26 protein-coding genes are annotated in these 23,936 nt (G+C 72.8%); 14 read left to right on the forward strand and 12 right to left on the reverse strand.

Annotated elements, in window-relative coordinates:
* The first annotated feature begins 74 nt into the window (after nt 1-74).
* The gene (locus ACFYUV_RS35645; RefSeq protein ID WP_387676700.1) at nt 75-839 is read left to right on the forward strand and encodes an SDR family oxidoreductase; all 765 of its coding nucleotides are present in this window, start codon (nt 75-77) and stop codon (nt 837-839) included.
* 41 nt (nt 840-880) lie between these two features.
* On the opposite strand, the gene ACFYUV_RS35650 is transcribed toward ACFYUV_RS35645, so the two are convergent.
* Both ACFYUV_RS35650 and ACFYUV_RS35655 read right to left on the reverse strand, forming a co-directional pair.
* The gene (locus tag ACFYUV_RS35650) at nt 881-2,044 is read right to left on the reverse strand and encodes an MFS transporter (protein WP_387676704.1); all 1,164 of its coding nucleotides are present in this window, start codon (nt 2,042-2,044) and stop codon (nt 881-883) included.
* Nucleotides 2,041-2,505 (reverse strand): GNAT family N-acetyltransferase, encoded by a 465-nt coding sequence (locus tag ACFYUV_RS35655; RefSeq protein ID WP_387676707.1) that lies wholly within the window; start codon nt 2,503-2,505, stop codon nt 2,041-2,043. Before ACFYUV_RS35655 ends, ACFYUV_RS35650 begins: the two co-directional genes overlap by 4 nt.
* 26 nt (nt 2,506-2,531) lie before the next feature.
* Here ACFYUV_RS35655 and ACFYUV_RS35660 point away from each other — a divergent pair, with 26 nt between their 5' ends.
* The 3 genes from ACFYUV_RS35660 (at nt 2,532) to ACFYUV_RS35670 (ending at nt 4,183) form a co-directional block, all read left to right on the forward strand.
* A complete protein-coding gene (locus ACFYUV_RS35660; protein ID WP_387676710.1) occupies nt 2,532-3,059 on the forward strand; it encodes a CGNR zinc finger domain-containing protein in 528 nt (175 codons plus the stop codon).
* A 410-nt stretch (nt 3,060-3,469) separates the two neighbouring features.
* The gene (locus ACFYUV_RS35665) at nt 3,470-3,697 is read left to right on the forward strand and encodes a hypothetical protein (RefSeq protein ID WP_387676713.1); all 228 of its coding nucleotides are present in this window, start codon (nt 3,470-3,472) and stop codon (nt 3,695-3,697) included.
* Nucleotides 3,698-3,760: 63 nt separating this feature from the next.
* On the forward strand, nt 3,761-4,183 hold the full coding sequence (locus tag ACFYUV_RS35670; RefSeq protein ID WP_387676716.1) for a hypothetical protein: 423 nt from the start codon (nt 3,761-3,763) through the stop codon (nt 4,181-4,183).
* A 24-nt stretch (nt 4,184-4,207) separates the two neighbouring features.
* On the opposite strand, the gene ACFYUV_RS35675 is transcribed toward ACFYUV_RS35670, so the two are convergent.
* Nucleotides 4,208-4,777: a TetR/AcrR family transcriptional regulator gene (locus tag ACFYUV_RS35675; RefSeq protein WP_387676719.1), complete on the reverse strand. Its 570-nt coding sequence runs from the start codon at nt 4,775-4,777 to the stop codon at nt 4,208-4,210.
* Between the two features lie 67 nt (nt 4,778-4,844).
* Here ACFYUV_RS35675 and ACFYUV_RS35680 point away from each other — a divergent pair, with 67 nt between their 5' ends.
* Nucleotides 4,845-6,014, forward strand: a complete 1,170-nt coding sequence (locus tag ACFYUV_RS35680; protein WP_387676722.1) for an FAD-dependent monooxygenase — start codon at nt 4,845-4,847, stop codon at nt 6,012-6,014.
* A gap of 21 nt (nt 6,015-6,035) precedes the next feature.
* On the opposite strand, the gene ACFYUV_RS35685 is transcribed toward ACFYUV_RS35680, so the two are convergent.
* Complete coding sequence (locus ACFYUV_RS35685; RefSeq protein WP_387676724.1) at nt 6,036-7,034, reverse strand: lytic murein transglycosylase; 999 nt, start codon at nt 7,032-7,034, stop codon at nt 6,036-6,038.
* 152 nt (nt 7,035-7,186) lie between these two features.
* On the opposite strand from ACFYUV_RS35685, the gene ACFYUV_RS35690 reads away from it, so the two are divergent.
* Entirely contained in the window at nt 7,187-7,657 is a 471-nt protein-coding gene (locus tag ACFYUV_RS35690; RefSeq protein WP_387676727.1) for an STAS domain-containing protein, read from the forward strand.
* 36 nt (nt 7,658-7,693) lie between these two features.
* Here the strand turns inward: ACFYUV_RS35690 and ACFYUV_RS35695 are convergent, their stop codons facing one another.
* From ACFYUV_RS35695 to ACFYUV_RS35705, 3 genes are read right to left on the reverse strand one after another with little or no spacing between them, the layout of a single operon-like run.
* A complete protein-coding gene (locus ACFYUV_RS35695) occupies nt 7,694-8,062 on the reverse strand; it encodes an STAS domain-containing protein (protein WP_387676730.1) in 369 nt (122 codons plus the stop codon).
* Nucleotides 8,059-9,162 (reverse strand): B12-binding domain-containing protein, encoded by a 1,104-nt coding sequence (locus ACFYUV_RS35700; RefSeq protein ID WP_387676733.1) that lies wholly within the window; start codon nt 9,160-9,162, stop codon nt 8,059-8,061. The genes ACFYUV_RS35695 and ACFYUV_RS35700 overlap by 4 nt, the downstream gene beginning before the upstream one ends.
* Nucleotides 9,159-10,742 (reverse strand): PP2C family protein-serine/threonine phosphatase, encoded by a 1,584-nt coding sequence (locus ACFYUV_RS35705; protein ID WP_387676736.1) that lies wholly within the window; start codon nt 10,740-10,742, stop codon nt 9,159-9,161. The genes ACFYUV_RS35700 and ACFYUV_RS35705 overlap by 4 nt, the downstream gene beginning before the upstream one ends.
* Nucleotides 10,743-11,035: 293 nt before the next feature.
* Here ACFYUV_RS35705 and ACFYUV_RS35710 point away from each other — a divergent pair, with 293 nt between their 5' ends.
* Nucleotides 11,036-11,572 carry a hypothetical protein gene (locus ACFYUV_RS35710; protein ID WP_387676738.1) on the forward strand — a complete coding sequence of 179 codons (537 nt, stop codon included), beginning with the start codon at nt 11,036-11,038 and terminating at the stop codon, nt 11,570-11,572.
* Between the two features lie 253 nt (nt 11,573-11,825).
* The gene (locus ACFYUV_RS35715; protein ID WP_387676740.1) at nt 11,826-13,097 is read left to right on the forward strand and encodes a hypothetical protein; all 1,272 of its coding nucleotides are present in this window, start codon (nt 11,826-11,828) and stop codon (nt 13,095-13,097) included.
* Between the two features lie 63 nt (nt 13,098-13,160).
* On the opposite strand, the gene ACFYUV_RS35720 is transcribed toward ACFYUV_RS35715, so the two are convergent.
* The 4 genes from ACFYUV_RS35720 to ACFYUV_RS35735 are packed head-to-tail and all read right to left on the reverse strand — an operon-like array spanning nt 13,161 to nt 17,384.
* On the reverse strand, nt 13,161-13,904 hold the full coding sequence (locus ACFYUV_RS35720; RefSeq protein ID WP_387677461.1) for an amino acid ABC transporter ATP-binding protein: 744 nt from the start codon (nt 13,902-13,904) through the stop codon (nt 13,161-13,163).
* A 29-nt stretch (nt 13,905-13,933) separates the two neighbouring features.
* The gene (locus ACFYUV_RS35725) at nt 13,934-14,842 is read right to left on the reverse strand and encodes an amino acid ABC transporter permease (protein ID WP_387676743.1); all 909 of its coding nucleotides are present in this window, start codon (nt 14,840-14,842) and stop codon (nt 13,934-13,936) included.
* A gap of 2 nt (nt 14,843-14,844) precedes the next feature.
* Nucleotides 14,845-15,807, reverse strand: coding sequence for an ABC transporter substrate-binding protein (locus ACFYUV_RS35730; protein WP_387676746.1), 963 nt, complete (start codon nt 15,805-15,807; stop codon nt 14,845-14,847).
* A gap of 14 nt (nt 15,808-15,821) precedes the next feature.
* Nucleotides 15,822-17,384, reverse strand: coding sequence for an amidohydrolase (locus ACFYUV_RS35735; protein WP_387676748.1), 1,563 nt, complete (start codon nt 17,382-17,384; stop codon nt 15,822-15,824).
* A gap of 117 nt (nt 17,385-17,501) precedes the next feature.
* Between ACFYUV_RS35735 and ACFYUV_RS35740 the strand changes: the two genes are divergently transcribed.
* Both ACFYUV_RS35740 and ACFYUV_RS35745 read left to right on the forward strand, forming a co-directional pair.
* Nucleotides 17,502-18,377, forward strand: a complete 876-nt coding sequence (locus tag ACFYUV_RS35740) for a LysR family transcriptional regulator (protein ID WP_352322122.1) — start codon at nt 17,502-17,504, stop codon at nt 18,375-18,377.
* 112 nt (nt 18,378-18,489) lie between these two features.
* The gene (locus ACFYUV_RS35745) at nt 18,490-19,665 is read left to right on the forward strand and encodes an amidase (protein ID WP_387676751.1); all 1,176 of its coding nucleotides are present in this window, start codon (nt 18,490-18,492) and stop codon (nt 19,663-19,665) included.
* A 17-nt stretch (nt 19,666-19,682) separates the two neighbouring features.
* On the opposite strand, the gene ACFYUV_RS35750 is transcribed toward ACFYUV_RS35745, so the two are convergent.
* The gene (locus ACFYUV_RS35750) at nt 19,683-20,723 is read right to left on the reverse strand and encodes an Lrp/AsnC family transcriptional regulator (protein ID WP_387676754.1); all 1,041 of its coding nucleotides are present in this window, start codon (nt 20,721-20,723) and stop codon (nt 19,683-19,685) included.
* Between the two features lie 111 nt (nt 20,724-20,834).
* Here ACFYUV_RS35750 and ACFYUV_RS35755 point away from each other — a divergent pair, with 111 nt between their 5' ends.
* The 4 genes from ACFYUV_RS35755 (at nt 20,835) to ACFYUV_RS35770 (ending at nt 23,851) form a co-directional block, all read left to right on the forward strand.
* Complete coding sequence (locus ACFYUV_RS35755; protein WP_387676757.1) at nt 20,835-21,545, forward strand: aspartate/glutamate racemase family protein; 711 nt, start codon at nt 20,835-20,837, stop codon at nt 21,543-21,545.
* A 146-nt stretch (nt 21,546-21,691) separates the two neighbouring features.
* Entirely contained in the window at nt 21,692-21,844 is a 153-nt protein-coding gene (locus ACFYUV_RS35760) for a hypothetical protein (protein ID WP_352322127.1), read from the forward strand.
* 64 nt (nt 21,845-21,908) lie between these two features.
* Nucleotides 21,909-22,886 carry an MvdC/MvdD family ATP grasp protein gene (locus ACFYUV_RS35765; RefSeq protein ID WP_387676760.1) on the forward strand — a complete coding sequence of 326 codons (978 nt, stop codon included), beginning with the start codon at nt 21,909-21,911 and terminating at the stop codon, nt 22,884-22,886.
* Entirely contained in the window at nt 22,883-23,851 is a 969-nt protein-coding gene (locus ACFYUV_RS35770; protein ID WP_387676763.1) for a TIGR04500 family putative peptide maturation system protein, read from the forward strand. The genes ACFYUV_RS35765 and ACFYUV_RS35770 overlap by 4 nt, the downstream gene beginning before the upstream one ends.
* The last annotated feature ends 85 nt before the right edge of the window (nt 23,852-23,936 follow it).

Consider the following 23,936-nt stretch of genomic DNA (forward strand, 5'->3'; position numbering starts at 1 on the left):
AGGATCCCGGGGAGCGGAGTCTCCATGGACAACGCGGACACATCACCCGCCCAGCACGAAAGGAAGCCCCACCCATGAACGATCACACGTCACAGCCGAAGGTGGCCCTGATCACCGGCGCGAACAAGGGAATCGGCCGCGCGGTCGCCGAACTGCTGGCCGCACAGAAGGTGACCGTCCTGGTCGGCGCCCGTGACGCGCGCCGCGGCGAGGAGACCGCGGCGGCGATCCGCGCCACGGGAGGCGACGCGCACGCGCTCGAACTGGACGTCACCGCCCCCTCCACCGCCCAGGCGGCCGCCTCCTGGATCGACGACCGCTTCGGCCGTCTGGACGTGCTGGTCAACAACGCCGGTATCACCGGATCGGGCCAGGCCGCGCCCCAGGACGCCCTCGACCGCGTCCCCAGCGCCGTGGATGTGGAGCTGGTCCGCGAGGTGTTCGAGACCAACGTCCTCGGAGTGATCAACGTGACCAACGCGGTGCTCCCGCTGCTGCGGCGATCCCCCGCCGCCCGGATCGTCAACCTCTCCAGCCACGCCGCTTCGCTGGCGCTGACCGCCGAGGTCGACGGGCCCTTGTCGGGGCTGCCGTCAGCGGCCTACTCGCCGTCCAAGGCCGCGCTGAACGCGCTGACCCTGCAGTACGCGAACGAGCTGCGCAAGGAGAACATCCTGGTCAACGCCGCCGCCCCTGGTTACGTCGACACCGACATCAACGGCCACAGCGGCTTCCTCACCCCGGCGCAGGGCGCAGCCGTGGTGGTGCGCCTGGCCACCCTCGGCGAGGACGGCCCGACCGGCGGATTCTTCAGCGAGGACGGCCCACTGCCCTGGTGACGGTCCGGCGAGAGGACCCGGCCGACGACCGTCCGAACTGGTCACAGCCGGGCGGTCGTCGCCATGGCGACAGCGGTCAGCGCGGCGAGCAGGGCCCAGGCGGGCGCGAAGCTGCCGGTCAGGTCCGTGAGCAGGCCGAGCACGGGCGGCGCCAGGACGACCGCCACCTGGTTGACGGCCATGGCCAGGCCGAGGGCGAATCCGGTGTGGTCCGGCGGCGCCGATTCGGCGGCGTAGGCGACCCAGGGGCCGTACCAGCCGATTCCGAAGAAGCCGAGCCAGACGAACAGCAGGCAGGCCGCGACAGGGGATCGGCCGACGGGGGTGGCCAGCAGCGTCATCCCGATGATCACGGCGGCCAGGCAGGTCAGGACGCAGGCGTAGCGGCCGGACCTGTGCCGGTCGCTCCACGCCGCCAGGCAGACGCGGCCCAGCGCGCCCGCGCACTGGACCCCGACGTAGACCAGGGCAGCCGAGGCGGCGTCCATGGACGTCACCTCGTGCAGGTACAGCACGGTGAGAACGCCCACGCCGCTGTGCACCGACACCATGCTCGTGCCGGACAGGACGATCTTCTTCAGGTACGGTTCGCGCAGCAGTTCCAGCCGCACGCGGGACGCGGCCGGCACCGGGCGCCGGTCCGGCGGGCGGCGGTGGAAGGCCATGAAGACGACGGCGCCCGACAATGCGACGAGCGCGCCGGCCACGAGCGTCGACCGCCAGCCGAAGCTGGTCGCCAGCGCGGGAAGCGCGAGCGCGGCGAGGACGCCGCCGAGCGGAAGACCCGCCTGACGGATGCCCATGGCCAAACCCCGCTTCGAAGCATCGAACCAGGACGCCACCGACTTACTGCCGCCCGGCTGAATGGCGCTGTACCCGGCACCGACGACCAGCAGGACGACGACCAAGGAGACGTACCCCGGAGCCGCGCTGCCGGCGGCCAGCGCGGCGGCGACCACAACAGCGCCGATCCCGACGACCCAGCGTTCGTCGTGGCGGTCCAGCAGCCGTCCCGCCACGAGCAGCCCGGCCAGCGGGAGCAGCTGAGCCGCCGACTGCAGCAGGCCCAGCTGGGTCGTGTTGAGCCTGAGGTCCCGTTGCAGGTGGATGCTCATCGCGCCGATGCCCTGCACGAAGAACGCGGCCGCGGCCTGTGTGAAGGTCGCGATCCCCAGAATGATCCAGCGGTATCGCGACGTCCTCACGGCTTCCAGCACAACAGGGGGTCGGGGTGGTCGGCGAAGCCGAGTCGCCGGTAGAGCGGTTCCGCCTCGCGGGAGGCGGTGAGATCGACCCGTACGGCGTCGCGGTCGCGGAACCAGTCGAGCAGACCGAGCATGATCGCCCGGCTGTGCCCACGCCGCCGGTACGACGGGTCGGTGACCATGCCGATGACGTGGCCGATCCTCCCGTTGCGGGAGTGGGGGCCGGGGAACCACTGTTCGATCGTGCCGATGCCGCAGGCGGCCAGGCCGGTGTCGCCGTCCACGACCAGGATCCGGCAGTCGGGTTCGGCCAGCTTCTGCCTGAAGACCCGGGCGAGCGCGTCGCGCCAGTCGTCATCGGCGTCCGCGGGGTGGAAGAAGTCGCCGCCGAGGTCGTCGAAGAGCAGCGCCCTCAGGCGGACGAGTTCCGGAACATCCTGCTCCGTTGCTGTTCGCGTCATGACGTACAGGCTGATGTAATGACCTTGTGCACCTCAACCCTTACGGCGCGGACGTGGTGAACTTCGCCGCGGAACTGGCGAACCGCCCACCGGCGAGCGCCGAGGAACTCGCCCACCGCTGCCACACGGCCGGTCTGGTGCTGGAACGCCCGGTCGAACCGTCGGATCTCGACCAGACCCTCGCCGTCATCGCCGCCTGGACGAACGTCGTCGACGCCACGGGCGAGCGCGAGAAGGCCGAGCTGGTCAACGAGATGCTGGCCCGGTCGGCCGCCTACCCCCGGCTGACCGACCACGCCCATGGCTGGCACCTGCACTATCGCGACGACCTGCAGCCGCTCGGCGCGGTGCTGTTCGCCCTCATCTCGGTCGGCACGGCGATGCACCTCGTCAGCCGGGGCATGGACCGGCTCGGACGGTGTGCCGCCGCCGGTTGCGACACGATCTTCGCGGACACCTCACGCACGGCACGTCAGCGCTACTGCTCCCCCTCCTGCGCCAACAGAGACGCGGTACGCCGCCACCGCGCCCGTCACTCCACGCCTGCCGGCTGACCGCCCGGCAGGCGAGCGCAACCGCTGCTCCGGCGAGGGCCCCTCTTCCGCACGAGTGAGCCCCCACGACTGCCCCAGCCGGCTTGAGCCACTGCGGAGGCGGCCCCGAGCGCCCTCACCCGCTCACCTCAACCGGCTGAACCAACACCGCCCCTCCTCACCGACCGGGATGCGGCGCAAGGCGGCCGAGTCGCGGGTCCTGGCGTTCGTTGCGAGGTCGTGGCGTGCTCAGCGCCCTGCTGGCGCAGGTCTTCGACCGCCGCCCTGATGAGCCCCTCCTCTCGGCCGCCGACCTCCTGAACTCTGACGAACCCCAAAAAGTCAGTCACCTGACTAACTAGAGAGAGTCCGACCATGCTAGGTTCTCATTAGTCAGTCAGCCAACTAACTGTCAGAACGAGGTATTCATCGTGATCGTCATCACCGGAGCCACCGGAAATGGAACGGCGAATGCCAAGAATGCCGCGGCGATCGCGTTGAGGAATGTTCTGGGATTCGACATTTCGATTCCCCCCTCACTGCTCTTATCCGCAGAGGTGGTGCTCCAGCCTATCTCGGTCCGGGTCAAGGCGTATTCAATGAATCGCCAATCAAGTGGCGCTCCGGGGGCAGGTGGCGGCCCTTTTAGCCTGGGCTAAAAGGCATTGTGGGCCGGGTTTCCGGTGGGGCAGGCTCTCCGTCATCGGGGCGAACAGGGCCCGGTGAAATCGCTGAACATTCGTGTCGCCGTGGTTCCGCACGGCCGGAGAGGACGAGAAATGTTCGGAACGGGACAGCGGACGAGGAAACTGCTCGCCGTGGCGGCCGCCACCTGCGCGGCTCTGACGATCGTGGCCACTCCCGGCCCGGCCGCCGCGTCGGCGTCGGCCTGGTGCCAGTCGAGCTACCTGGTCTACAAGTACTGGAAGTCGGACGGCACCATCGGCCGCTGGAGCAACAACTGCGCCGGTGACCACTCGCTCAATTCCAAGGGTTACAAGCTGGAGCCCGGCGGCTGGTCCGGTTACATCGACTACAGCGATGGCACCTGGGATTACTTCTGCGATTTCCAGGACAAGTGGCTGGGCAAGCGGGTCGTCAATATCACGATGGCCGCCGCGAAGATCGAATACTGTGTCAAGTAGTGATGCGGCAGGCGGGCCGAGCGGTCACCTGGTGGGGCGCAGGCCGTCCAGCAGCACGGTGAGGTAGGCGTCGGCGAGGGCCTGTGAAGGGGGCTGGGCGCGGGCGACGGCCAGGGCGGTCCGGCCGAGAAGCGTCGTGACGACGGCGGGTTCGATGTCGGTGCGGATCGACCCCTCGCGCCGCGCCCCCTCGATCATCTCCTCGACGGCGGCGGCCAGCCCGGCGCGCAGGGCGGTGGTGGCCGGCAGGTCCAGGCCGTCCAACTGGTCGTTGACGGCGTGGTGGGCGGTCTGGAACGCGATCAGCTCACGGAGGAAGGTCCGCAGGGCCTGGTGGGCCGTGGTCTCCGCGAGCAGGTCGCGGGCGCGCTGGACGACCGGTTCGAGCAGGCGGGAGACGGCGGCGTCCAGCAGGGCGTCCTTGCCCCCGAAGGCGCGTACGACGGTCGCGGCCCCCAGCCCCGCCTGCTTGGCGATGGCCTCGACGGTGAGCGTCGCGCCGGGTTCGGCCAGCAGTGTCATGGCGGCGTCGAGGGCGAGTCGGCGGTTGCGCACGGCGTCGGCACGGCGCTTGGGCTCGGCGGGTGTTGACAACTGAAATGCTCATTCCACATAGTTAACTGGAACGCTTATTTCAGTTACTGTACCCCGAGGAGCCTCAGTGAACGAGCGCGTCCTGATCTCCGGAGCCGGCATCGCCGGGCTGGCCCTGGCTCACTGGCTGGCCCGGCTGGGCTTCCGGCCCACCGTCGTCGAGCGCGCCCCGCGCCTGCGCGCCGGCGGCAACGGTGTGGACCTGCGCGACCACGCCGTCGAGGTGGCCGCGCGGATGGGCATCATGCCGCGGGCGCGCGCGCTGGCCACGGACGTGCACGGCATGAAGTTCGTGGACGCCGGCGGCCGGCCCGTCGCCCGCGTCGACACCCGCGACGCCGGCTCGGTGGAGATCATGCGCGGCGACCTGGTGGCGCTGCTGCGCGGGGCGACCGACATGGAGATCATGTTCGGCGACGCGATCAGCGGCCTGGACCAGGACGAGCACGGTGTGCGGGTCGCCTTCGAGCACGCGCCCGCCCGCACCTTCGACCTGGTCGTCGGCGCCGACGGCATGCACTCCCACACGCGGCGGCTGGCCTTCGGGCCGGAGGAGGAGTTCGTCCGGCACAAGGACCACTACTTCGCCTTCGCCGACGCCGACGCCGCGCTCGGGGAGGACCGCTGGGTCACGATGTTCAACACGCCGGGCCGCATGGCCGGCGTCTACCGGTCGGGCAACCACGCGCAGGCCAAGGCGTACTTCATCTTCCGCTCCGCGCCGCTGGACTACGACCACCGGGACGTCGCCGAGCACAAGCGGCTGGTGAGCCGGACGTTCGGGGACGAGACGTCCTGGCGCACCCGGGAGCTGCTCGACTCGGCCCTGGCCGACCCCGACTTCTACTTCGACGCGCTGGGCCAGGTGCACATGGACTCGTGGTCGAAGGGCCGCGTCGTGCTCGTCGGCGACGCCGCCTGGTGCGCCTCGCCGGCTTCCGGGGCGGGCGCGGAGCTGGCCCTGGTGGGGGCGTACCGGCTGGCGGGGGAGCTCGCCGCCGCCGGTGGCGATCACCGGGTCGCCTTCGCGCGGTACGAGGCCGTCCATCGTCCGCTGGTGGCCAGGAAGCAGCAGATCGGCCCGAACGTCCGGCTCATGGTGCCGAGAACCGAGGGCGGCCGATGCGTCCGGGACACCTTGGTCCGCCTCCCGCTGCTGAAGGCCATGGGGGCGGTGGAACGCCGCCTCCGGACCAGGACCGCCCGCCCCTTGCCGGACTACAGCCCGGTCCGGTAGCGCAGGCGGTCGGGGGCGGGGTCACTCCGGGCCGGTCAGGCGGCGTTCGCCTGCTGTGGTGAGGACGAAGACCTGCCAGTTGTGGTACGCGTAGTACGCGCGCGGGTCGCGGCGCATCTGCCGGGCGTGCAGGAGGACGGCGTCCACGTACGCCTGGGACGGGTTGTAGGCGTGCAGGGCCCGCCGGTAGTCGCGGGGCGCGCCGCTGGCGTGGAGGTAGTTGGCCGCGCCCATGACGGCGTCGCGGGGGTTCTGGACGTCGCCGCCCATCCCGTACGCGCGCCAGGTCGCCGGCATGAACTGCATGGGCCCCTGGGCTCCGGCGTGGCTGTCGGCGCGAACCCGTCCGAACTTGGTCTCGACGAACATCACCGACGCCAGCACCTCCCATTCCACCCCGAAGCGGCGCTCGGCCCGCCTGAAGTGGCCGAGCAGTTCCGCGGCCGGACGGGCCGCCTGGACCTTGAACACGGCGGACGGCTTGATGGGCCGGGTCAGGGCGAGCAGTTCGCGCAGGGCGCTGACGTTGTCCTTGGCCTGGGCGGCGAGTGCGGCGGGCAGGCGGGCGAAGGCGCGGTCGGCCAGGGCGCGGTGACGGGCGGCGTGGCGGTAGAGGCGCTGCTGGTAGAGGGCCAGAAGTTCGACGTCCCGCGGCGGGGCGCCCGTCGAGGGGCGCCAGCGGTCGATGGCCGCGTTCAGGGCCGTGGTCGTGTCGCGGAGGGCCGTCGCCAGGCGGGCGGGGTCGGTCGGGAGCGGCGCGCCGGGGGCGGGGAGCGCCTGGCCGGAGGAGGCGCCGGCGCTCGCCGTCGCCGACGGGACGGCGTCCGTCGCCTTCGCGGAGGCCGAGGTGGGGGTGGAAGCGGGGGAGGGTGACGAGGGGGCGGCGGTCGTGGCCGTGGCGCCGCATCCGCCCGTCCCGGCGACTGCCGCGCTCACCAGCAGGAGACAGGCGAGCGTACGGCCCCGGCCGGTGCGGGGCTGCGGCGGGCGGGCGCGGAACGGGCGTCGGAGGTCGTCCATGGTCGGCCAACCTACCTGCCTCACGGCTTTATACCGGACATCTCACCCCGTATCGCTCCGGTGGGCGGCACTCGGCACCCGGGATGCGTACGCTTCTTCCAAGGCGGCGGCGTGGCCGGGGATCGGCCGGGTAGAAGAGGAACCACCGGGAGGTGAGCGGCATCGACGGCGGAGAAGACGAGAAGAGCTGGCGAGGGCCCCGGTTGCGGGCGGAGACGAGACAGGCGGACGGGTGCCTGGTCATGGGGTTGAGCGGGGAGCTCGACTTCATGCAGAAACCCGAGTTCCGGCACTGGGCGCTCGGCGTCGTGGCCGGCGGTCACGACGACGGGAACAGCGGGAACGGCGACAGCGCGGCGCCGATGGTCGTGCTCGACCTCAGGGGCATCGAGTTCTTCGACTCCACCGGGCTGTCCGTCGTCATCGCGCTGTGGCAGCAGGCGCGTGAGGCCGGCGGCGATCTGGCGGTGGCCGCGCCCCCACCGATCTGCGCCAACATGATGCGGCGTACGGGGCTGGCCGACCACATCGCCATGGGCGACACGGTGGCCGCCGCGGTGGCCGGGGCGGCGATCCTGCGCCGCACGAGGCGCGACACGACCGACCGGGCCGCGGCCGGCTGAACCGGCCGGGCCGGATTCAGCGCGTGGGCGGCGGTGTCAGTCCTGGGTGGAGGAGTGCTGGGTGACGCCGGCCGGGGCGCCGGTGAGGTGCTCGTACGTGCCGCTGACGTCCAGCAGCCGCTCCAGCACCCGCGGGCGCTGCTCCAGGTGCAGCCGGGTGCCGGCCGTCACGGCGTGCTGGTGGATCACCAGCAGCGCCGACAGGCCGCTGGAGTCGCAGAAGTGCAGGCCGTCGAAGTCGAGATGCAGGTCGGTCAGGCCGCCGTCGGCGAGCGCGGCGAGCGCGGTGGTCAGGAGCTCTCGCGCCGTGTTGTAGTCCAGGTCGCCGGTGACGGCGACGCGCAGCACACCCGGGTGGGGCGTGGCCTGGACGAGGGTCAGCGGGTCGGGGGCGAAGGCGGTCATGCGATCTTTCCGTGGCCGGGGAGCGGGGTTACGTCGGTCGGGGAGGCCGCGGCGCGCACGGCGTCGCGCCCGTGGGTGATCAGGGCCGAGGCGCGCGGGAAGTCCTCCAGCCGCCTGCCCAGCAGGTCGAGCGCCGGCATCAGCGTACCCGCCGGGACGCCCCGAGCGGTCAGGACGCCGGCCGTCCAGGTGAGGAACCGGGTGAACAGCCCGGGGTCGTCCACGTAGAGCGCGGTGGCCAGGAAGTCGACGATGTGCAGGATGTCCTCGGCGGTGTGCCGGCGCTGCTGCGGCGTGTAGTCCGCCATCGCCGGGACGCGTTCCTCCAGGCCGCCCATGACGTCCCTGACCAGGCTCCGGGCCGACCGGCTGACCATGGTGTACTCCTGGTCGTCCAGGTGCGGCAGGTCGTCCACGGCCTGGCGGGGGGCGACGGGGCGGGGCAGCGGGCCGGCGGCGAGCCGGTCGGCTGCGGCGGCGCCGTCGGCGGCCCAGGCGTCGGCGCCGAGGAGGCGGGCGTAGAGGCCGTCCGGTCCGAACGCGGCGCCGCCGGCCATCACCGGCGTGCCGGTCGCCTGGCAGGCGGTGATGGCGGCGTGGGCGCCGGGCAGCCGGGTGGGGATGGAGCTGGACAGCGCCACCACGTCGCAGGCCGTGCGGTGCAGGTGGGTGATGAGGTGGGGCGTCGGCACCTGCGCGCCGAGGTAGTCGACCCGCCAGCCGCGCAGCCGCAGCACCTCGGCCAGGATGCGGGCGGGCATGGCATGCCACTCGCCGTCGATGCAGGCGACGGCGATGCGCCCGAGTGCCGGGCCGTTCGCGGCGGCGGCGCGGGCGGCGGGGTGGTGGGCGAGCGCGGCCAGCACCCGCTCGTTGACGGCGGTGGCGGTGTGCTCCTGCGCCACGGTGATCTGGTTGCTCTCCCACTCCTGGCCGACGCGGGCCTGTACGGGGGCGACCACGTCCAGCAGCAGGGTTTCCAGCGAGATGTCCTGGTCGAGCGCGGCGAGCGCGGCGTCCGTGGCGGCGTACTCGTCGCCGGCGACAGCGGCGTCCCAGAGTTTTTCGCGCCAGGCGGAGAGTCCGTCTGCGTGCGTCATGCGGTGAACCTTCCCCGTCCGTGTCCTCCCACCGCGCTCAGATGTGCCCCGCGCGGCGCGGTGATGGCGATGACGGCCATGTCATCGTGATCGCCACCTCCTACCCACTGGGACGACAACATCTCCACACGTTCCGTGATCGCCTCGGGCGGCATGCCGCCGCACTGCCGCAACTCCTCCTGCAGCCGCTCGTCGCCGAACATCTCGTCGCCGAGCGGGCCGCCCATGGCCTCGGTGATGCCGTCGGTGTAGAGCAGGCAGGTCTCGCCGGGTTCGAGGACCACGGTGTCGGTGACGCTCGTGACGCGTTCGAGCATGCCGATGAGAGTGCCCTTGGTGCTGGCCACGTCGACGCGCCCGTCGCCGCGCACGACGAGCGGCGGCGCGTGCCCGGCGCTGGTGACCCGGAGCAGGACGCGGTTGCCGGCCCGCTGGATCGAGGCCAGGACGAGCGTGACGAAGCGGGACCGGTCGCCGCCCTTGATGAGCACGCCGTTGAGCAGTTCGAGCACGCGCTGATGGTCGCCGGCCATCGGCAGCAGGGCCTGCAGGGTGTGCCGGATCTTGCCGGTGAGCACGGCGGCCTCCAGGCCCTTGCCGGCCACGTCGCCGAGCACCACCAGCGACTCCTGGCCGGCCTCGGCGGGCGGGTGGAGGTCGTAGAAGTCGCCGCCGACGCGGGCGGTGTGCTCCGAGGGACGGTAGCGGGCGGCGACCTCGACGCCGTGCAGGCTCCGCGCGCGGGGCGGCAGGAGCTCGCGCATGAGGGTGTCGGTGATGTCGGCCTGCTCGGCGTACAGGCGGGCGGCGGACATCGCGGCCCCCGCGCGGGCCGCGAACAGCCGCGCGAAGACCTCCTCGCCGTCGGAGAAGCACGCCTGGCCGCTGCCGCGCAGCAGCACGAGCGCCCCGGCCGGGACGCCGTGACCGGGCAGCGCGGTCACCACCATCGAGCCGATCTCGTCGAGCCCGTCGCGGGCCAGCCAGCCGGGGGCGGCGGCGGGGTCGATCCAGCGGGAGGGCAGCGGCGGGTAGCCCTGCAGCGCCTCGGCGAGACCCGGCACCGCCTCGGGATCGACGGCCAGCTCCTCGCGGACGACCACGCCGTCCGGCCCGCAGTAGGCGATGGGGTGCCGGCGCCGGTAGGGCGGCAGGATGACCAGCGCGGCGTCGGCCAGGTGGCGGGCGGCCAGCCGGGCGGTCACCTCCAGGCAGCGGTCGAGGTTGAGCGAGGACAGCAGCTCGCTGGAGGCCTTGTCGAGGAACGACGTCCGCTCACGTTCGAGGTGCAGGGCCTGGGTGGCGCGGTCGAGGTCGGTGGTGTCGGCCAGCCACCAGGCGATCGCGTCGCCGTCGCGGACCGGACGCGCCTCGAACGTGGCCGCCCCGATGGAACCGCGAACACCTTCAGGAAGAGGGGCGTCGGAGGGGGTGGCGTCAGGGAGAGGGGTCGCGGCGGCATGGGCGTGGGAGAGCCAGGCGGGAGCGCTGTCCGCCAGCCCCGCGCCGGGGACCGCCCCGGGCAGCAGCCGCAGCGCCGCGTCGTTGGCCTGGGCGATGACACCTGCGGTGTCCACCACCAGAACCGGGTAGGGGGCGCCACGCCACACGGCCCCGGTTTCGTCCTGCCCCAGACTGCTCGTCAGACCTCTCAAAACAACGAGCCCGCCGCGACGGGCTCTGCCTCCCTGAACCATGGTTGCTTGTGCACCTTCTTCTCTCCACTGTAGCCGAGGCTCGCCCACCACCCCAGACGCGGACGGCCCGGCCGAGCGCCCCCGACCGGCCGTCTCCAGTGGTTTCCAGTCGTTTCCAAGGAGCCGCGGCCAGGGTCTGACCGGTCAGCAGAACGCACGCGGCGGACGGGGAGAAGATGGGCGAGACGAGGACCCGGTCGGTTCTGGGCAGGACGGGGGCGACGCTCGTCCTGGCGGCGGTGCTCGGGTGCGCGCCGGGCCCCGCCGACGCGGCGGACGCGACCGTCGGCGCGGCGGCGTACGTGGTGCGCGGCAAGGTGGTGAACTCGGCCGGGCGGCCGGTCCAGGGCGCCAAGGTCGTGGTGAAGGACCGGCGTTACTACAACAGCGACATCGTGCTGCACAGCGACGGCAACGGCCTCTACCGCGCGCAACTGCCGCGCGAGCCGTCGTCCTGGCTGGTCAGCGCCTCGGTGACGCGGCAGTTCCACGGCCGGCAGTACACCTTCGACCTGGAGCCGTCCTCGACCGGTTCCGTCCGGGCGAGCGCCGGCGGGGTGCGGAACTTCACCTGGCGCGTCACCGGCAGGCGGCCCGGCGCCGACGGCCGGTACTACGGCGGCCTGGTCGCCACGAACCTCTGGTTCGACAACCTTCCGGAGGACGTCGACCAGCAGAACGTCCGGCTGACGATGACCCCGGTCGGCCCGTGAACCGGCCGACGCGCTCGCTTCACCACTGAACACGACGACGGCCTGCCCCGGGTGACCTGGCTCGACCCCGCACACGTACGCCTGGACGACCGGGGGAGGCGGGGCGGGCAGACGGTCGCCCTGGACCCCCGTTCCGGACGTCCCCTCAAGCCCGGACGCCCCGGGGGCGGCTGAGGGGCGGACACGACGGGCGGCGCACCGGTATAATGATCATGCATCCCGGCGGGCAGGCGCCCCCGGGATCTTGCTTTTCATGCCCTCCACACCTCATCGCACGCTGCTCGCCGCGGCCGTCCCGCTCTTCCTGTCCATGAGCGCCGGGATCGTCGCCCAGCTCGTCACCACCTCCCTCCTCGGCCGCCAGGCCACGGCTCAACTGGCGGCCTTCGCGCTGGTCAACGCCGTGCTCACCCCCGTGACGGCCGCGGTGTCGGGTGGCCTGCGGGGGATGGCGCCGTTCGTCGCCGCCTGCCGGGATCGTCCGGCGGAGGCGCTGCTCGTCCTGAAGGACGCGCGGTGGCTCACCGCCGGTCTCGGCACGGCCGGGGCGGGGGTCATGCTCGGCGTCCCGGTGATCGCGCGGATCTGCGGGGCGCCCGGCGAGGTGGTGGCCGAGTTCGGGATGTTGCCGCCGCTGCTGGCGCTCCAGGTGCTGCTCCACTCGGCGGGCAGCGGCGCCGGCGGCGTGCTGGTCGCGCTCGGACACAGCCGCCTGGTGCTCTGGGCCGGCCTGTCGAGCACGGCCACCGGGGTGGTGCTGCATCTCGTCCTGGTGCCGCGGATGGGCGTCCAGGGCAGCGGGGTGGCGCTGGTGGCGTCCACCGCCGTGGCCGTCGCCGTGTCCAACACCCTGCTGCTGCGCCTGCCCGAGCTGGCCGGGCGGTCGTCGTGGCCGGGCCGCCCGCGGTGGCGGGAGATCCTGCGGATGGCGCGGGTGGGCGTCCCGATGTCGGCCACGCTCGTCGTGAAGTTCGCGGTCATGGGCGGGGTGACGTACGCCGCCGCGCGGACCGGGGCGCAGGGGGCGGCCGCGCACGCCATCCTGCTGTCGCTGCACGGATTCCTCGGGCTGGCCGCCGTCGCGGTCGCGCAGGCCGCGACGCCGGAGATCGCCAGGGCGGCCCTGCCGGGCGAGGCCCGCCGGCTGAACCAGGCGGCCCTGACGATCGCCGCAGCCGGAGTGCTGGCCGGCGGGCTGGTGCTGGTCCTGCTGGGCGAGGCGGTGCTCGGGCTGTTCACCTCGGACGCCGCCGTGCTCGCCGTCGCCGTCGGCCTGGTGCCGTTGTCGGTGGTGCACGCCCTGGCCGACCACTGCGCGATCGTGATGTCGGCCGGGCTGACGGCGCTCAGGCGGTCGTCCTGGACGCTGGGGTCGGCCGTGCTGGGGAACGGCCTGCTGGCGTCCGTGGCGGGTCCGGCGGCGGGGGCGTGGGGGCTGCGGGGCCTGTGGCTGGCGTTGATCGCCGGTTCGCTGCTCGTCCTCGTGACGCAGACGGCCGGTTTCCTGCGGTTCAGCGCGCGCTAGAAGGGGTTCAGCGCGCGCGCCACAAGGCGGGAAGGGGGCTCCGGCGGGCGGAGCCCCCTCGCGTCAGGTGCGGTCCTGGGTCAGGACGCTGGACAGGAACGCCCTGGTCCGCTCGTGTCCCGGGTTGGCCAGCAGCTCGGCCGGCGGGCCGCTCTCGACCACGACCCCGTCGGCGAAGAAGGCCAGCCGGTCGCCGACCTCCCTGGCGAAGGCGATCTCGTGGGTGACCACGACCATCGTCATGCCGTCGGCGGCCAGGCCGCGCATGACCTCCAGCACCTCGTCCACCAGCTCGGGGTCGAGCGCGGAGGTGGGCTCGTCGAACAGCATCAGCTCCGGGCTCATCGCCAGCGCCCTGGCGATGGCGACCCGCTGCTGCTGGCCGCCGGAGAGCTGGTGGGGCCGCTTGTGCGCGTGCGCGGCCAGGCCGACGCGCTCCAGGTGCTCCATCGCGGTCGTCCTGGCCCGCTCCGCCGAGACCCCGAGGACGTGGACGGGGGCGCAGGCCACGTTCTCCAGGGCGCTCTGGTGGGCGAACAGGTTGAACCGCTGGAACACCATGCCGATCCGGCGGCGGAAGACGGCGAACTCCTTGGGCGTCCACGGCCGGTAGCGGCCCTCGCGCAGGCTGTGCCCGACCTCCTCGCCGAGCACCCGCAGGCTGCCGCCGAGCACCGGCTCCAGCCCGTTGACGCAGCGCAGGAAGGTCGACTTGCCCGATCCGGACGGCCCGATCACGCAGCTCACCTCGCCCGGCGCGACGGTGAAGTCGACGCCGTTGAGCACCTGCGTGTCGCCGAAGCCCATGCGCACGCCCGTGGCGTGCACGACGGGGCTCACGCCGCCGCCTTCGGCAGGATCCGGGCCGCGAGGCCGCCGCCGCGGACCAGCCGTACGGCCTCGGAGCCGAACCGGCGTTCCAGGCGGCCCTGGAGGAAGGTCGCGACGGCGGTCATCAGCATGTACCACAGGCTCGCCACGATGAGCAGCTCCATGATCAGGTTGTTGGCCTTGTAGATCTGGCTGGCGTTGGTCATCAGGTCGTGCCCGGCCACCACGTAGACCAGCGAGGTGGTCTTCAGCATGGAGATGAACTCGTTGCCGGTGGGCGGGATGATGATCCGCAGCGCCTGCGGCAGCACGATCACGCGCATGCGCTTGGCCGGGGTCATGCCCAGCGCGTACGCGGCCTCGGTCTGGCCGTGGTCGACGGCCTGGATCCCGGCCCGCACGGTCTCGGCGAAGTACGCCGCCAGGTTCAGCCCGAGCCCCAGCATGGCCGAGGTGAACCCGGTCATCACCTCGTTGGTGTCCCACTTGACGCCGATCATGGTGAACGGCACCTTGAGCACCAGCTCGGGGAACAGGAACGCCAGGTTGTACCAGAAGATGAGCTGCACCAGCACCGGCGTGCCGCGGAAGAACCAGATGTAGAGCGTGGCCAGCCCGCTGAGCACCGGGTTGTGCGACAGCCGCATGATCGCCACGGCGACGCCGAGCACCAGCCCCAGCACGGTCGCCAGCACCGAGATCTCGATGGTGACCCAGACCCCGGCCAGGATGCGGTCGTTGAACAGGTATTCGGCGACCTTGCCCCAGTCGAGGCGCGGGTTCACCACGACCAGGTAGACCAGCCAGCCGGCGATCGCGGTCACGGCGGCCGCGGCAACCAGGCGGCCCCAGTGGCGCGTCCTGGCGACCGGGACGTGCTCCCCGGACGGCCCGGTGAAGGGCTCCGTGCGCATGGTCACTTACCGCCGTTGACGACAGCGGACTGGACGGCCAGCTTGTCCAGGTTCCACGCCTTCAGCAGCTTGGCGTACTCGCCGCCGGTGATGAGGGAGTCGAGCGCGCCCTTCACCGCGTCGACGAGCTCCTTGTCGTCGGGCTTCATGCCGATGCCCCACGGGCTCTCGGTGCCCTCCAGGGCCATCGCCTCGACCTCCAGCTTGGAGTCGGCGGCCTTGCTGGCGGCCACCACGTAGTCGGTGATGGTGGCCTGCGCCCGTCCGCCGGTGACCTGGATCAGGGCCTCCTGGTCGCCGGGGAACTTCAGGATGTTCACGGCCGTCTTGCCGGCCTTCTTGCAGTCGGCGTCGTACTCCTCGGCCAGCTCCATGGACGAGCCGTTGTCGACGACGGACACCGTCTTGCCGCACAGGTCGGCCGGACCGCCGATCTTGGCCGGGTTGCCCTTCTTGACCAGCAGACCGGCGCCGGCCTGCACGTAGTCCACGAACGTGACCTGCTTCTGCCGGTCCGGCGTGTCGCTCATCGAGGAGATGACGAAGTCGTAGCGGCCGGTGAGCACGCCGGGGATCTGGGAGTTGAACTCCTCGTCGGAGATGGTCACCTTGGCGCCGAGCTTCCTGGCGATGGCCCTGGCCAGCGCCGGGTCGAAGCCGATCGCCGTCTTGCCGTCGCTCGCGTACAGCTCCATGGGCGGGTAGCCGACGGACGTGACGACCTTCAGGCCCTGCGTCTTCAGGCGGGCGGGCGCCTTGGCGGCGAGAGCCTGGTCCGGGGTGATGGCGTTGATCACGTCGGCCGCCTTCTCCTCGGTGGGGGCCTGGTCGAGCGTGACCGCCGCCGCGCCGCCGTCCGCGGGGGCCGCGGCGTCGCCGCCGCCGTCCAGGGACTGGGCGCCGCAGGCGGTGGTGGCGGCCAGCAGTGCGCCGGCGGCGAGGGCGGAGAGAGTGCGGATGTTCACGAGGGGGTGCTCCTTCAGGATCGCTGCCAGCGGACTTCGCCGCCGACGACGGTGGTGAGGACCTGGGTGCGCAGCACCGCCTCCGGCGGCTCCAGGTACGGGTCGGTGTCCACGGCGATGAAGTCGGCGAGCATGCCGGGCGCGAGCACGCCCTTGCGGTCCTGCTCGCCGGCCGCGTACGCGGCGCCGAGGGTGTGCGCGGTGATCGCCTCGGCCATGCTCAGCCGCTGCTCGGGCTGCCAGCCGCCGGCGGGCGTGCCGTCCTGCCGGGTACGGGTGACCGCGGCGTACAGTGCGGCCCACGGGTCGGGGCTCTCCACCGGCGCGTCGGAGCCGAAGGCCAGCGCGACCCCGGCGTTGAGCATGCCTCGCCAGGCGTAGGAGGCCAGGTCGTGGCCGGCGAGCAGCGAGTCCACCAGGGCGATGTCGGTGGTGCAGTGCACCGGCTGCATCGAGGCGACGACGCCCAGCCTGGCCATCCTGGTCAGGTCCTGGGGGCGCAGGTGCTGGGCGTGCTCGATGCGGTGCCGCAGGCCGGCGGTGGTCCCGATCGCCTCGTAGGCGTCGAGGACCAGCCGGTTGGCGCGGTCGCCGATGGCGTGCGTGGCGACCGCGATGCCGGCCGCCGCCGCCTTGCTGAAGATCCGTACGAGGTCTTCGTACGGGGTGACCGCGATGCCGGTGTTGTCGTGCTCACCGGCGAACGCCTGGTGCATGTGGCAGGTGTGCGAGCCGAGCGCGCCGTCGCTGAACACCTTGACCGGCCCGGTGCGGACCCAGTCGTCGCCCTGGCCGGTACGGCGGCCCTCGGCGATGGCGGCCTCCAGGGCGACCGTGGGGATCGCCTTGTGCACGCGGATCTTCAGCTCGCCGGCGTCGCGCAGCTCCAGGTAGGCGGCCCGGCAGTCCTCGCCGTCGATGTCGTGCACGCTGGTCAGCCCGAACGACAGCAGCTCCTCCTGGCCGGCGCGCAGCAGGTCGCGCAGGTCGCCGGAGACCATGAGGGCGCGCAGCGGGTAGGAGGCGGACTCGCGCAGGATGCCGGTGGGCTCCCCGTACGCGTCCCTGACGATCTCGCCGCCGACAGGGTCGGGGGTGGAGGCGTCGATCCCGGCCATCCGCAGGGCGGCGGAGTTGGCCCAGACGGTGTGGCCGTCGACGTTGGGCAGCGCCACCGGCAGGTCGGGGCAGACCGAGTCGAGGGCCTTGCGGTCGGGCTGGACCGGCGGGTTCCAGATGTTGCTGTTCCACCGGCCGCCGAACAGCCAGGCGCCCGGCCGCAGGGTCGCCGCGTGCGCGGCCACCTTGGCCAGGGCCTCGTCCAGGGAGCGCACGTCGCGCAGGTCGACCGCGCCGAGGCTCTGGGCGTACTGGGCCGTGTGGATGTGGGCGTCGTACAGGCCGGGCAGCACGGCGGCGCCGTCGAGGTCCACCAGCTCGGCTCCCGCGCCCGCCGCCGCGCGCACGTCGGCCTCGGTTCCGACGGCGACGATCAGCTCGCCGTCCACGGCCATGGCCTGGGCGGCGGGGGCGCCGTTGGTGCCGGTGCGAATGGTGGCGTTGCGGTATACGCGCATGTCATGGATCTCTCAGGGGTTTCGGGTGGGGTGGTGCGGCTCACTGTAGAAGTGGCGGAAAGAAGTAGGAAGCGATATAAACACGACATTTAGCAGCGCTGAGGGCAAGGAACGCTTATGCTCAAGCCGGAACATCTGCGCACACTGCGTGAGGTCGTGCGTCTGGGGTCGTTCGCGGCGGCGGCGAACCGGCTCGGTTACACCTCCTCGGCCGTCTCCCAGCAGATGGCCGCGCTGGAACGGGAGACCGGCGTGCGGCTGTTCGACCGCTTCGCCCACAGCGTGCTGCCGACCAGCGCGGCGGAGGTGCTGGCCAGGCAGGCCGAGACCGTGCTGGCCGACATCGAGCGCATGGTGGCCACCGTCCAGGCGGTGCACCGCAACAGCGAGCCGCAGATCCGGCTCGGGCTGTTCCCCAGCTTCACCGGCGTGCTGGCCGACGTCATGCGGCGGATGGAGCCGGAGGACCGGGCCGGGATCCGGCTGTCGGTCGCCGAGTCGTCGCAGCTCATCGCCCGGCTGGGCAGCGGCGGCGAGATGGACGCCGCGGTGGTCTACCAGGTCGGCAACACCGGGCTGTCGTGGCCGTCGGTGCTGACCAGACGGTGGATCGCCGAGGACCGGTACCGGCTCGTCCTGCCCAGGCTCTGGCCGGACCTGTCGCCGTACCGGGCCGAGCAGCTCGTGGACCTGCCGTGGATCATGCACCATCCGGCCAGCAGCGACGCCACCCTGTTCGAGGCCCTGTTCGCCCACTGGAGCCTGCATCCGCGGGTGGTCTGCCACTCCGACGACTTCAAGATCACCCTGTCGCTGATCGGCGCCGGCGTCGGCGCGGCCCTCATCCCCGACCTCGCGCTGCGCGGCCACGGCGAGGACGTCGTGGTGGTCGACGTGCCATGGCTCAACATCAGCCGCAGCATCTTCACGCTGGTCCACCCCGACCGCGAGACCGCCCGCCTGCAGTGGCTGCTGGACGAGCTGACCGTCTGAACCGGCTCTCGACGCGGCCGGGGCCCATCTGCCAGCATGTGCCGGATCATCCCCCCGGGCCGCGGCCACCTGGCGTCGCCGTGCCCGCGCAAGGCTAAGGAGATCTTCCACCGTGGAACGCGAGGCGGCGATCGCCCAGTCCGCCGAGGCCATCCGCCTCCACAGCGGGCACCACATCCTCATCGAGGCCGGCCCCGAGCCCGTCCTCGACCGCCTCGGGCGCGACGACCGCCGCACGCCGGACGGCCCCCTGCGCAACTGGACGTACGTCGTCAAGGACATGATCGACGTGGCCGGCCTGCCCACCACCCGCGGCTCCGCCCTGTACGGCGCCGAACCGGCCCTGGCCGACGCCCGCTGCGTCGAGCTGCTGGACGCGGCCGGCGCGCTGCTGGTCGGCAAGGCGAACCAGCACGAGTTCGCCTGGGGCGTGACCAGCGAGAACCCGCACTGGGGCGACGTCGGCAACCCGCGCCACCCGCACCTGACCCCCGGCGGTTCGAGCGGCGGCACCGCCGCGGCGCTCGCCGCCGGGATCGCCCGGTTCGGGCTCGGCACCGACACCGGCGGCTCGGTGCGCATGCCCGCGGCCTGCTGCGGCGTGGTGGGCCTGCGTCCGCGCTCGGGGGCCGTGCCCGCCGCCGGGGTGGCGCCGCTCGCGCCGTCCTTCGACGTGGTCGGCCCGATGGCCGCCTCGGTCGCCGACTGCGCCCGCGTCTGGCAGGCGCTGACCGGCGAGGCCGTCGAGCCGCCCGACTCGCTGGCCGGGCTGGTCGTGGGCGTCGCGGAGGGGTGCGACCAGGCCGGGGACTTCGCCGAGCTGGGCGCGCGGCTGCGCGAGGTGGCCCTGCCCGCCGAGGTGCTGGAACCGTACTGGACGATCGTGGGCGCGCAGGCGCGCCGGACGCACGAGGGCACCTTCCCCGAGTGCGCCGCCCGCTACAGCCCCGGGGTACGGGCCAAGCTGGCCGCCGCGGGCGGCGTCGGCCACGAGGAGTACCGGCGGGCCGTCGAGCGGCTGGCGGCGCTGCGGGCCGCGTTCGCCGCCGCCGTCGAGGGCATCGACCTGCTGGTCATGCCGACGCTCGGCGCCCCCGCGCCCCGGGTCGGCTGCGACGAGGCCCGGGTGCGCGGCGAGGTCGGCCGGATCACCGCGACGGTGTCGGCGCTCGGCCTGCCCGCCCTGGCCGTCGGCGACCTGCAGCTCGTCGCCACGAGCGAGGCCGCCGTGCTGCGGGCGGGGATGTGCAGGGAGGCCCGCGGCGGGACGATCCCCGAGCCGCGCTGACCCTGAGGATCCGCTGGTCAGGCCGCCCGGGGCAGGCTCCACGGATCCACCGGCACCACCTCGGCGCACCGGCCGTACGGGTCGAGCAGCCGCCCGTACAGCTTCGACTGGCGCAGCACGATCTGCCGGTCGGCCACGGTCACGTGCGGGAAGCGCTCCTCCAGCCGCACCACCAGCGGATGCAGGTCGGCCACGCCGTGCAGGCCCACCGTCAGCAGCATGTTCCGCGGCCCGGCGAGCGCCGCGCAGGTACGCGTCTCCGGCCAGCCGAGCAGCGCCCGGCCGGTCTCCTCCAGCAGCGCGTCGGGCATGCGCAGCCACAGCAGCGCGGCCGAGTGCCAGCCCGCGTGCGAACGTGCCAGGTCGCAGCGGAAGTCGAGGTCGCCGGTGGCCACCAGCCTGGTCAGCCGGCGCTGCACTGTGCGCTCGGACGTGCCCACCGCCCTGGCCAGCTCGGCGTAGGGCGCGCGGCCGTCGGGCAGCAGGGCGGTGAACAGCCGCCGGTCGATCTCGTCCATCTCCCTGGTCGACTCCGGCGCGGCCGGTCGCCTGGCCAGGGCGGCCGCGGTGCGCGGCGGCAGCACCCGCAGCCGCCACCGGCACGACGCCTCGAACACCCGCGTGGCGACGTGCGTGCGGACCTTGGCCACGCCCGGCACCCGGGGCAGCGCGGTGAGCACGTGGTCGGCCAGGGCCGGCATCGACGGGGCCACGGCGATCACGAACAGGTCGTGCCCGGCGGCGACGTGCTGGACGGTGATCAGATGGCGCTCCCGCGCCAGCGCCGCCGCGACCTCGGCCGCCGCGCCGGCCGCGCAGTCGATCTCCAGGAACGCCATGCTCAGCGCGTGCATCTGGCGGGGGCCGAGGGCGACCGTGGTCCACGCCTCGCCGGTGCTCGTGAGCCGCTGCCAGCGCCGCGCCGCCGTCACCGGGTCGGCCCCGACGGCCGCCCCCACCTCCACCCAGCTCGCCCGCGGGCTGATCTGCAGGGCGTCGATGAGCTCAAGATCGGACTCGGCCAGCAACGACGGCGGCTCCACGCCGGAATCCTGCACTGATCCTCCCTTTATGTCCGATTGCCGCGTTCCAGCGGTCGGGACACCCTATACCGGGATCCTGGGCCCCGACCGCCGTCAGGCGCAGCCACCGGAAAGGGAGACCCGCGGATGACCTCGCTCGGCCTGGCCAGGATGGTCGGCGTGCTGGGCGGCATGGGCCCGGCCGCCACCGTCGACTTCTACGGCAAGCTCGTGGAGGAGACCGCCGCCACCAGCGACCAGGAGCACGTGCCGGTCGTCATCTGGGGCGACCCCCGCGTCCCCGACCGGTCGACGAGCCTGCTCGGGCAGGGCGAGGACCCGACCCCGCAGTTGCGGCGCGGCATCGGGGCGCTCAGAGGGGCCGGGTGTGAGCTGCTGGCGGTGCCGTGCAACACCGCGCACGCGTTCGTGCCGCGCCTGGCCGAGGAGGCCGGGCTGGAGCTGGTCAGCATCGTCGAGGTCACCGCCGCCGCCCTCGCCGCCGACGGCGTGCGCGCCGCCGGGCTGCTGGCCACCACCGGCACGCTCCGCGCCGACCTGTACGGCCCCGCGCTGCGCCGGCACGGCGTGACCCCGATCGAGCCGGACGAGCCCGGCCAGCGCGAGGTCATGGCCGCCATCGCCGCCGTCAAGGGCGGCCGCGCCGGCCGGGAGCACGCCGACGCGCTGGCCGCGCAGGCCCGTTCGCTGGCCGCGCGCGGGGCGCGGCGCGTGGTGGCCGCGTGCACGGAGGTGCTGCTCGCCCTGGACCCGGCCACGGTCCCGGTCCCCGTCGTGGACCCCGCCCGCCTGCTGGCCCGCGAGGTCGTCCGGGTGGCGCTGGCCGCGCGCGGCTGAACCGGACTTCTGTCACTTCCGCCTCTCAAGTCACATCCAAGCCACTTCCAATCTCCGGATGGTGGGCTTGGCGCATGAGCTGAGGACGTGCCCGCACGTCCGCGAGCCGGGGGGCTCGCAGCTCGATGTGAAGGGAGGTTACGACCATGAGCAAGAAGATCGTGAGTCTGGACGATCTGGGTGACGAACTGGCGGTGATCGAGGAGGCCGACCTCGGCCTCGTCGCGGGCGGCATGCCGATGCAGCGCTGCTACGGCACCAACGGGAACCCGCCCACCGACTGGGTCTCCGACTACTGATAGAGACGATTCGCGGTCGCGTGGGAGGGGAGCCCGCTCTCCTCCCGCGCGGCTGGGGGGACACGTGCTACTGATTCTGAGCGAGCCCGGCGACGCGACCGTCGACCTGGTGCTGCCCAAGCTGAAGGCCCGGGGCGCGGACGTCCTGTGGTGGGATCCGGGCGAGTACCCGTCCGCCGCCCGGCTGACCGCGCGCTTCGGCGCGGACGGTGAGGAACTGGTCCTGACCAGGGACGGGCAGGTCTTCGACCTCTCCGGCACGACGGCCGTCTGGACCCGGCGCCCCGGACGCCCGCACGCCGCGGACGACGTCACCGCGGACGACCTCCGGGCGCGGGTGGGCGAGCTGTCGGAGTGGTTCACCGACGGCTTCTGGGACCTGCTGGACGCGCGCTGGCTGCCGGCCCGCCAACCGGTGCTGCGCAGGGCGCACAACAAACTGGTCCATCTGGCCCTGGCCCGGCGGCTGGGCTTCGCCGTGCCCCGGACGGTGATCACCAACGACCCGTCCGAGCTGGTGCCCGCCTACGAACACGCGGACGGGCGGCTGATCGCCAAGGCGATGGAGCACACCCTGTTCGAGATCGACGGCGGCGCGCACGCCGTCTACACGACCGTGGTCACCCGGCGGTCGCTCGGCGGCCGGGGGCGGATCGTCCACGAGCCGGTCATCCTCCAGCCGTACGTGCCCAAGGCGGTGGAGCTGCGGGTCACCGTGGTCGGACGGCAGGTGTTCACCGCCGAGATCGCCTCCCAGGACTCGCCGCGCACCCGCGACGACTGGCGTCACTACGACTTCGCCCGCGCCCGCCACAGCGTGCACCGCCTGCCGGACGACGTCGCCCGCCCCTGCGTCGACCTGGTCGCGGCGCTCGGCCTGTCCTTCGGGGCGATCGACCTCATCCTCACCCCCGACGGGGAGTACGTCTTCCTGGAGATCAACCCCAACGGCCAGTGGGCCTGGATCGAAGACCTGACCGGCCTGCCCATCAGCGACGCCGTCGCCGACTGGCTGACCGCCGGAGAAACGGACGCGCAATGACTCAGCTCTCCCTCGGGCCGGCCCTCGAAAGCGGCGTGAACCTGCTGCACGGGTTGACCCGCCGGCGTTCGGCCGTGGAGGAGGCCCGCCGCACCGCCGCCGCCTGGGCCCAGGCGCACCCGCGGCTCGGCGCCCAGCTGGTGACCAGCCCGCGTCCCGGCTCGCCGGTCGTCGACTACGACCTGCTGCTCGACCACCCGTCGGGCGGCACCATCATGCTCGGCGTGCAGGCCGAGGACGGCACGTCCTGGCTGGTCGACCACTCTACCCACTGGGCCGCCGGTTACGTGCTGACCGTGGACGGGACGCACGTGTCGGTGTCCGAGGCGATGCTCATGCTGCGTTCGCTGGCGCGTCCCGGGATGTCGCCGCAGGAGGAGCTGGTCCGGTTCTGCGTGCTGCGCAACGCCGCCCAGCAGGAGGAGGTCGGCATGGCCGACGTCCAGGCCGCCGCGGACGGGTTCCGCAGGCGGCGCGGCCTGCTCGGCCACGACACCATGATGGAGTGGCTGGACGGGATGGGCATGAGCGCCGAGGCGTTCCACGACCACATGACCATGACCGCCAAGGACCAGCGGTTCCGCGCCCGGAAGCGGGCCGAGCTGGCTCCGGCGTACCTCGACCGCCATCGTGACTGGTTCGCCCAGGTACGGGCGGCCTGGGTGCTGTCGGACGACCCGGTCGAGGCGGCCGAGCTCGACGGGCCGCTCGCCGGCTGCTGGGACCTGCGGCTGACCAGGGCCCGGACGTGGGCGGGCGAGCTGCCCGTACCGCTGCGGGAGGTGCCGGCCGGTGGCGCCGCCGGTCCGGTCCCCTACGAAGAGGGCTTCCTGACCGGCCAGGTCGTCGAACGGCAGGAGGCCGTGGCGGACGCGGCCACGCTGAAGGCCGCCGGCGCGGCCGCCTTCGAGGAGTGGCTGACCGGCGCCGCCCGGGAGGCCGGGGTCACCTGGCACTGGCTCTGACGCGCCCGGCGTCCTCAGCGCCGAACCATTTGGAGTGATTTCTCCGGGCATGTCGGTGCCTTCCGGTACTGTGCCGCAGGTGCGG

Source organism: Nonomuraea sp. NPDC003560 (assembly GCF_042878785.1).
Taxonomy (GTDB): domain Bacteria; phylum Actinomycetota; class Actinomycetes; order Streptosporangiales; family Streptosporangiaceae; genus Nonomuraea.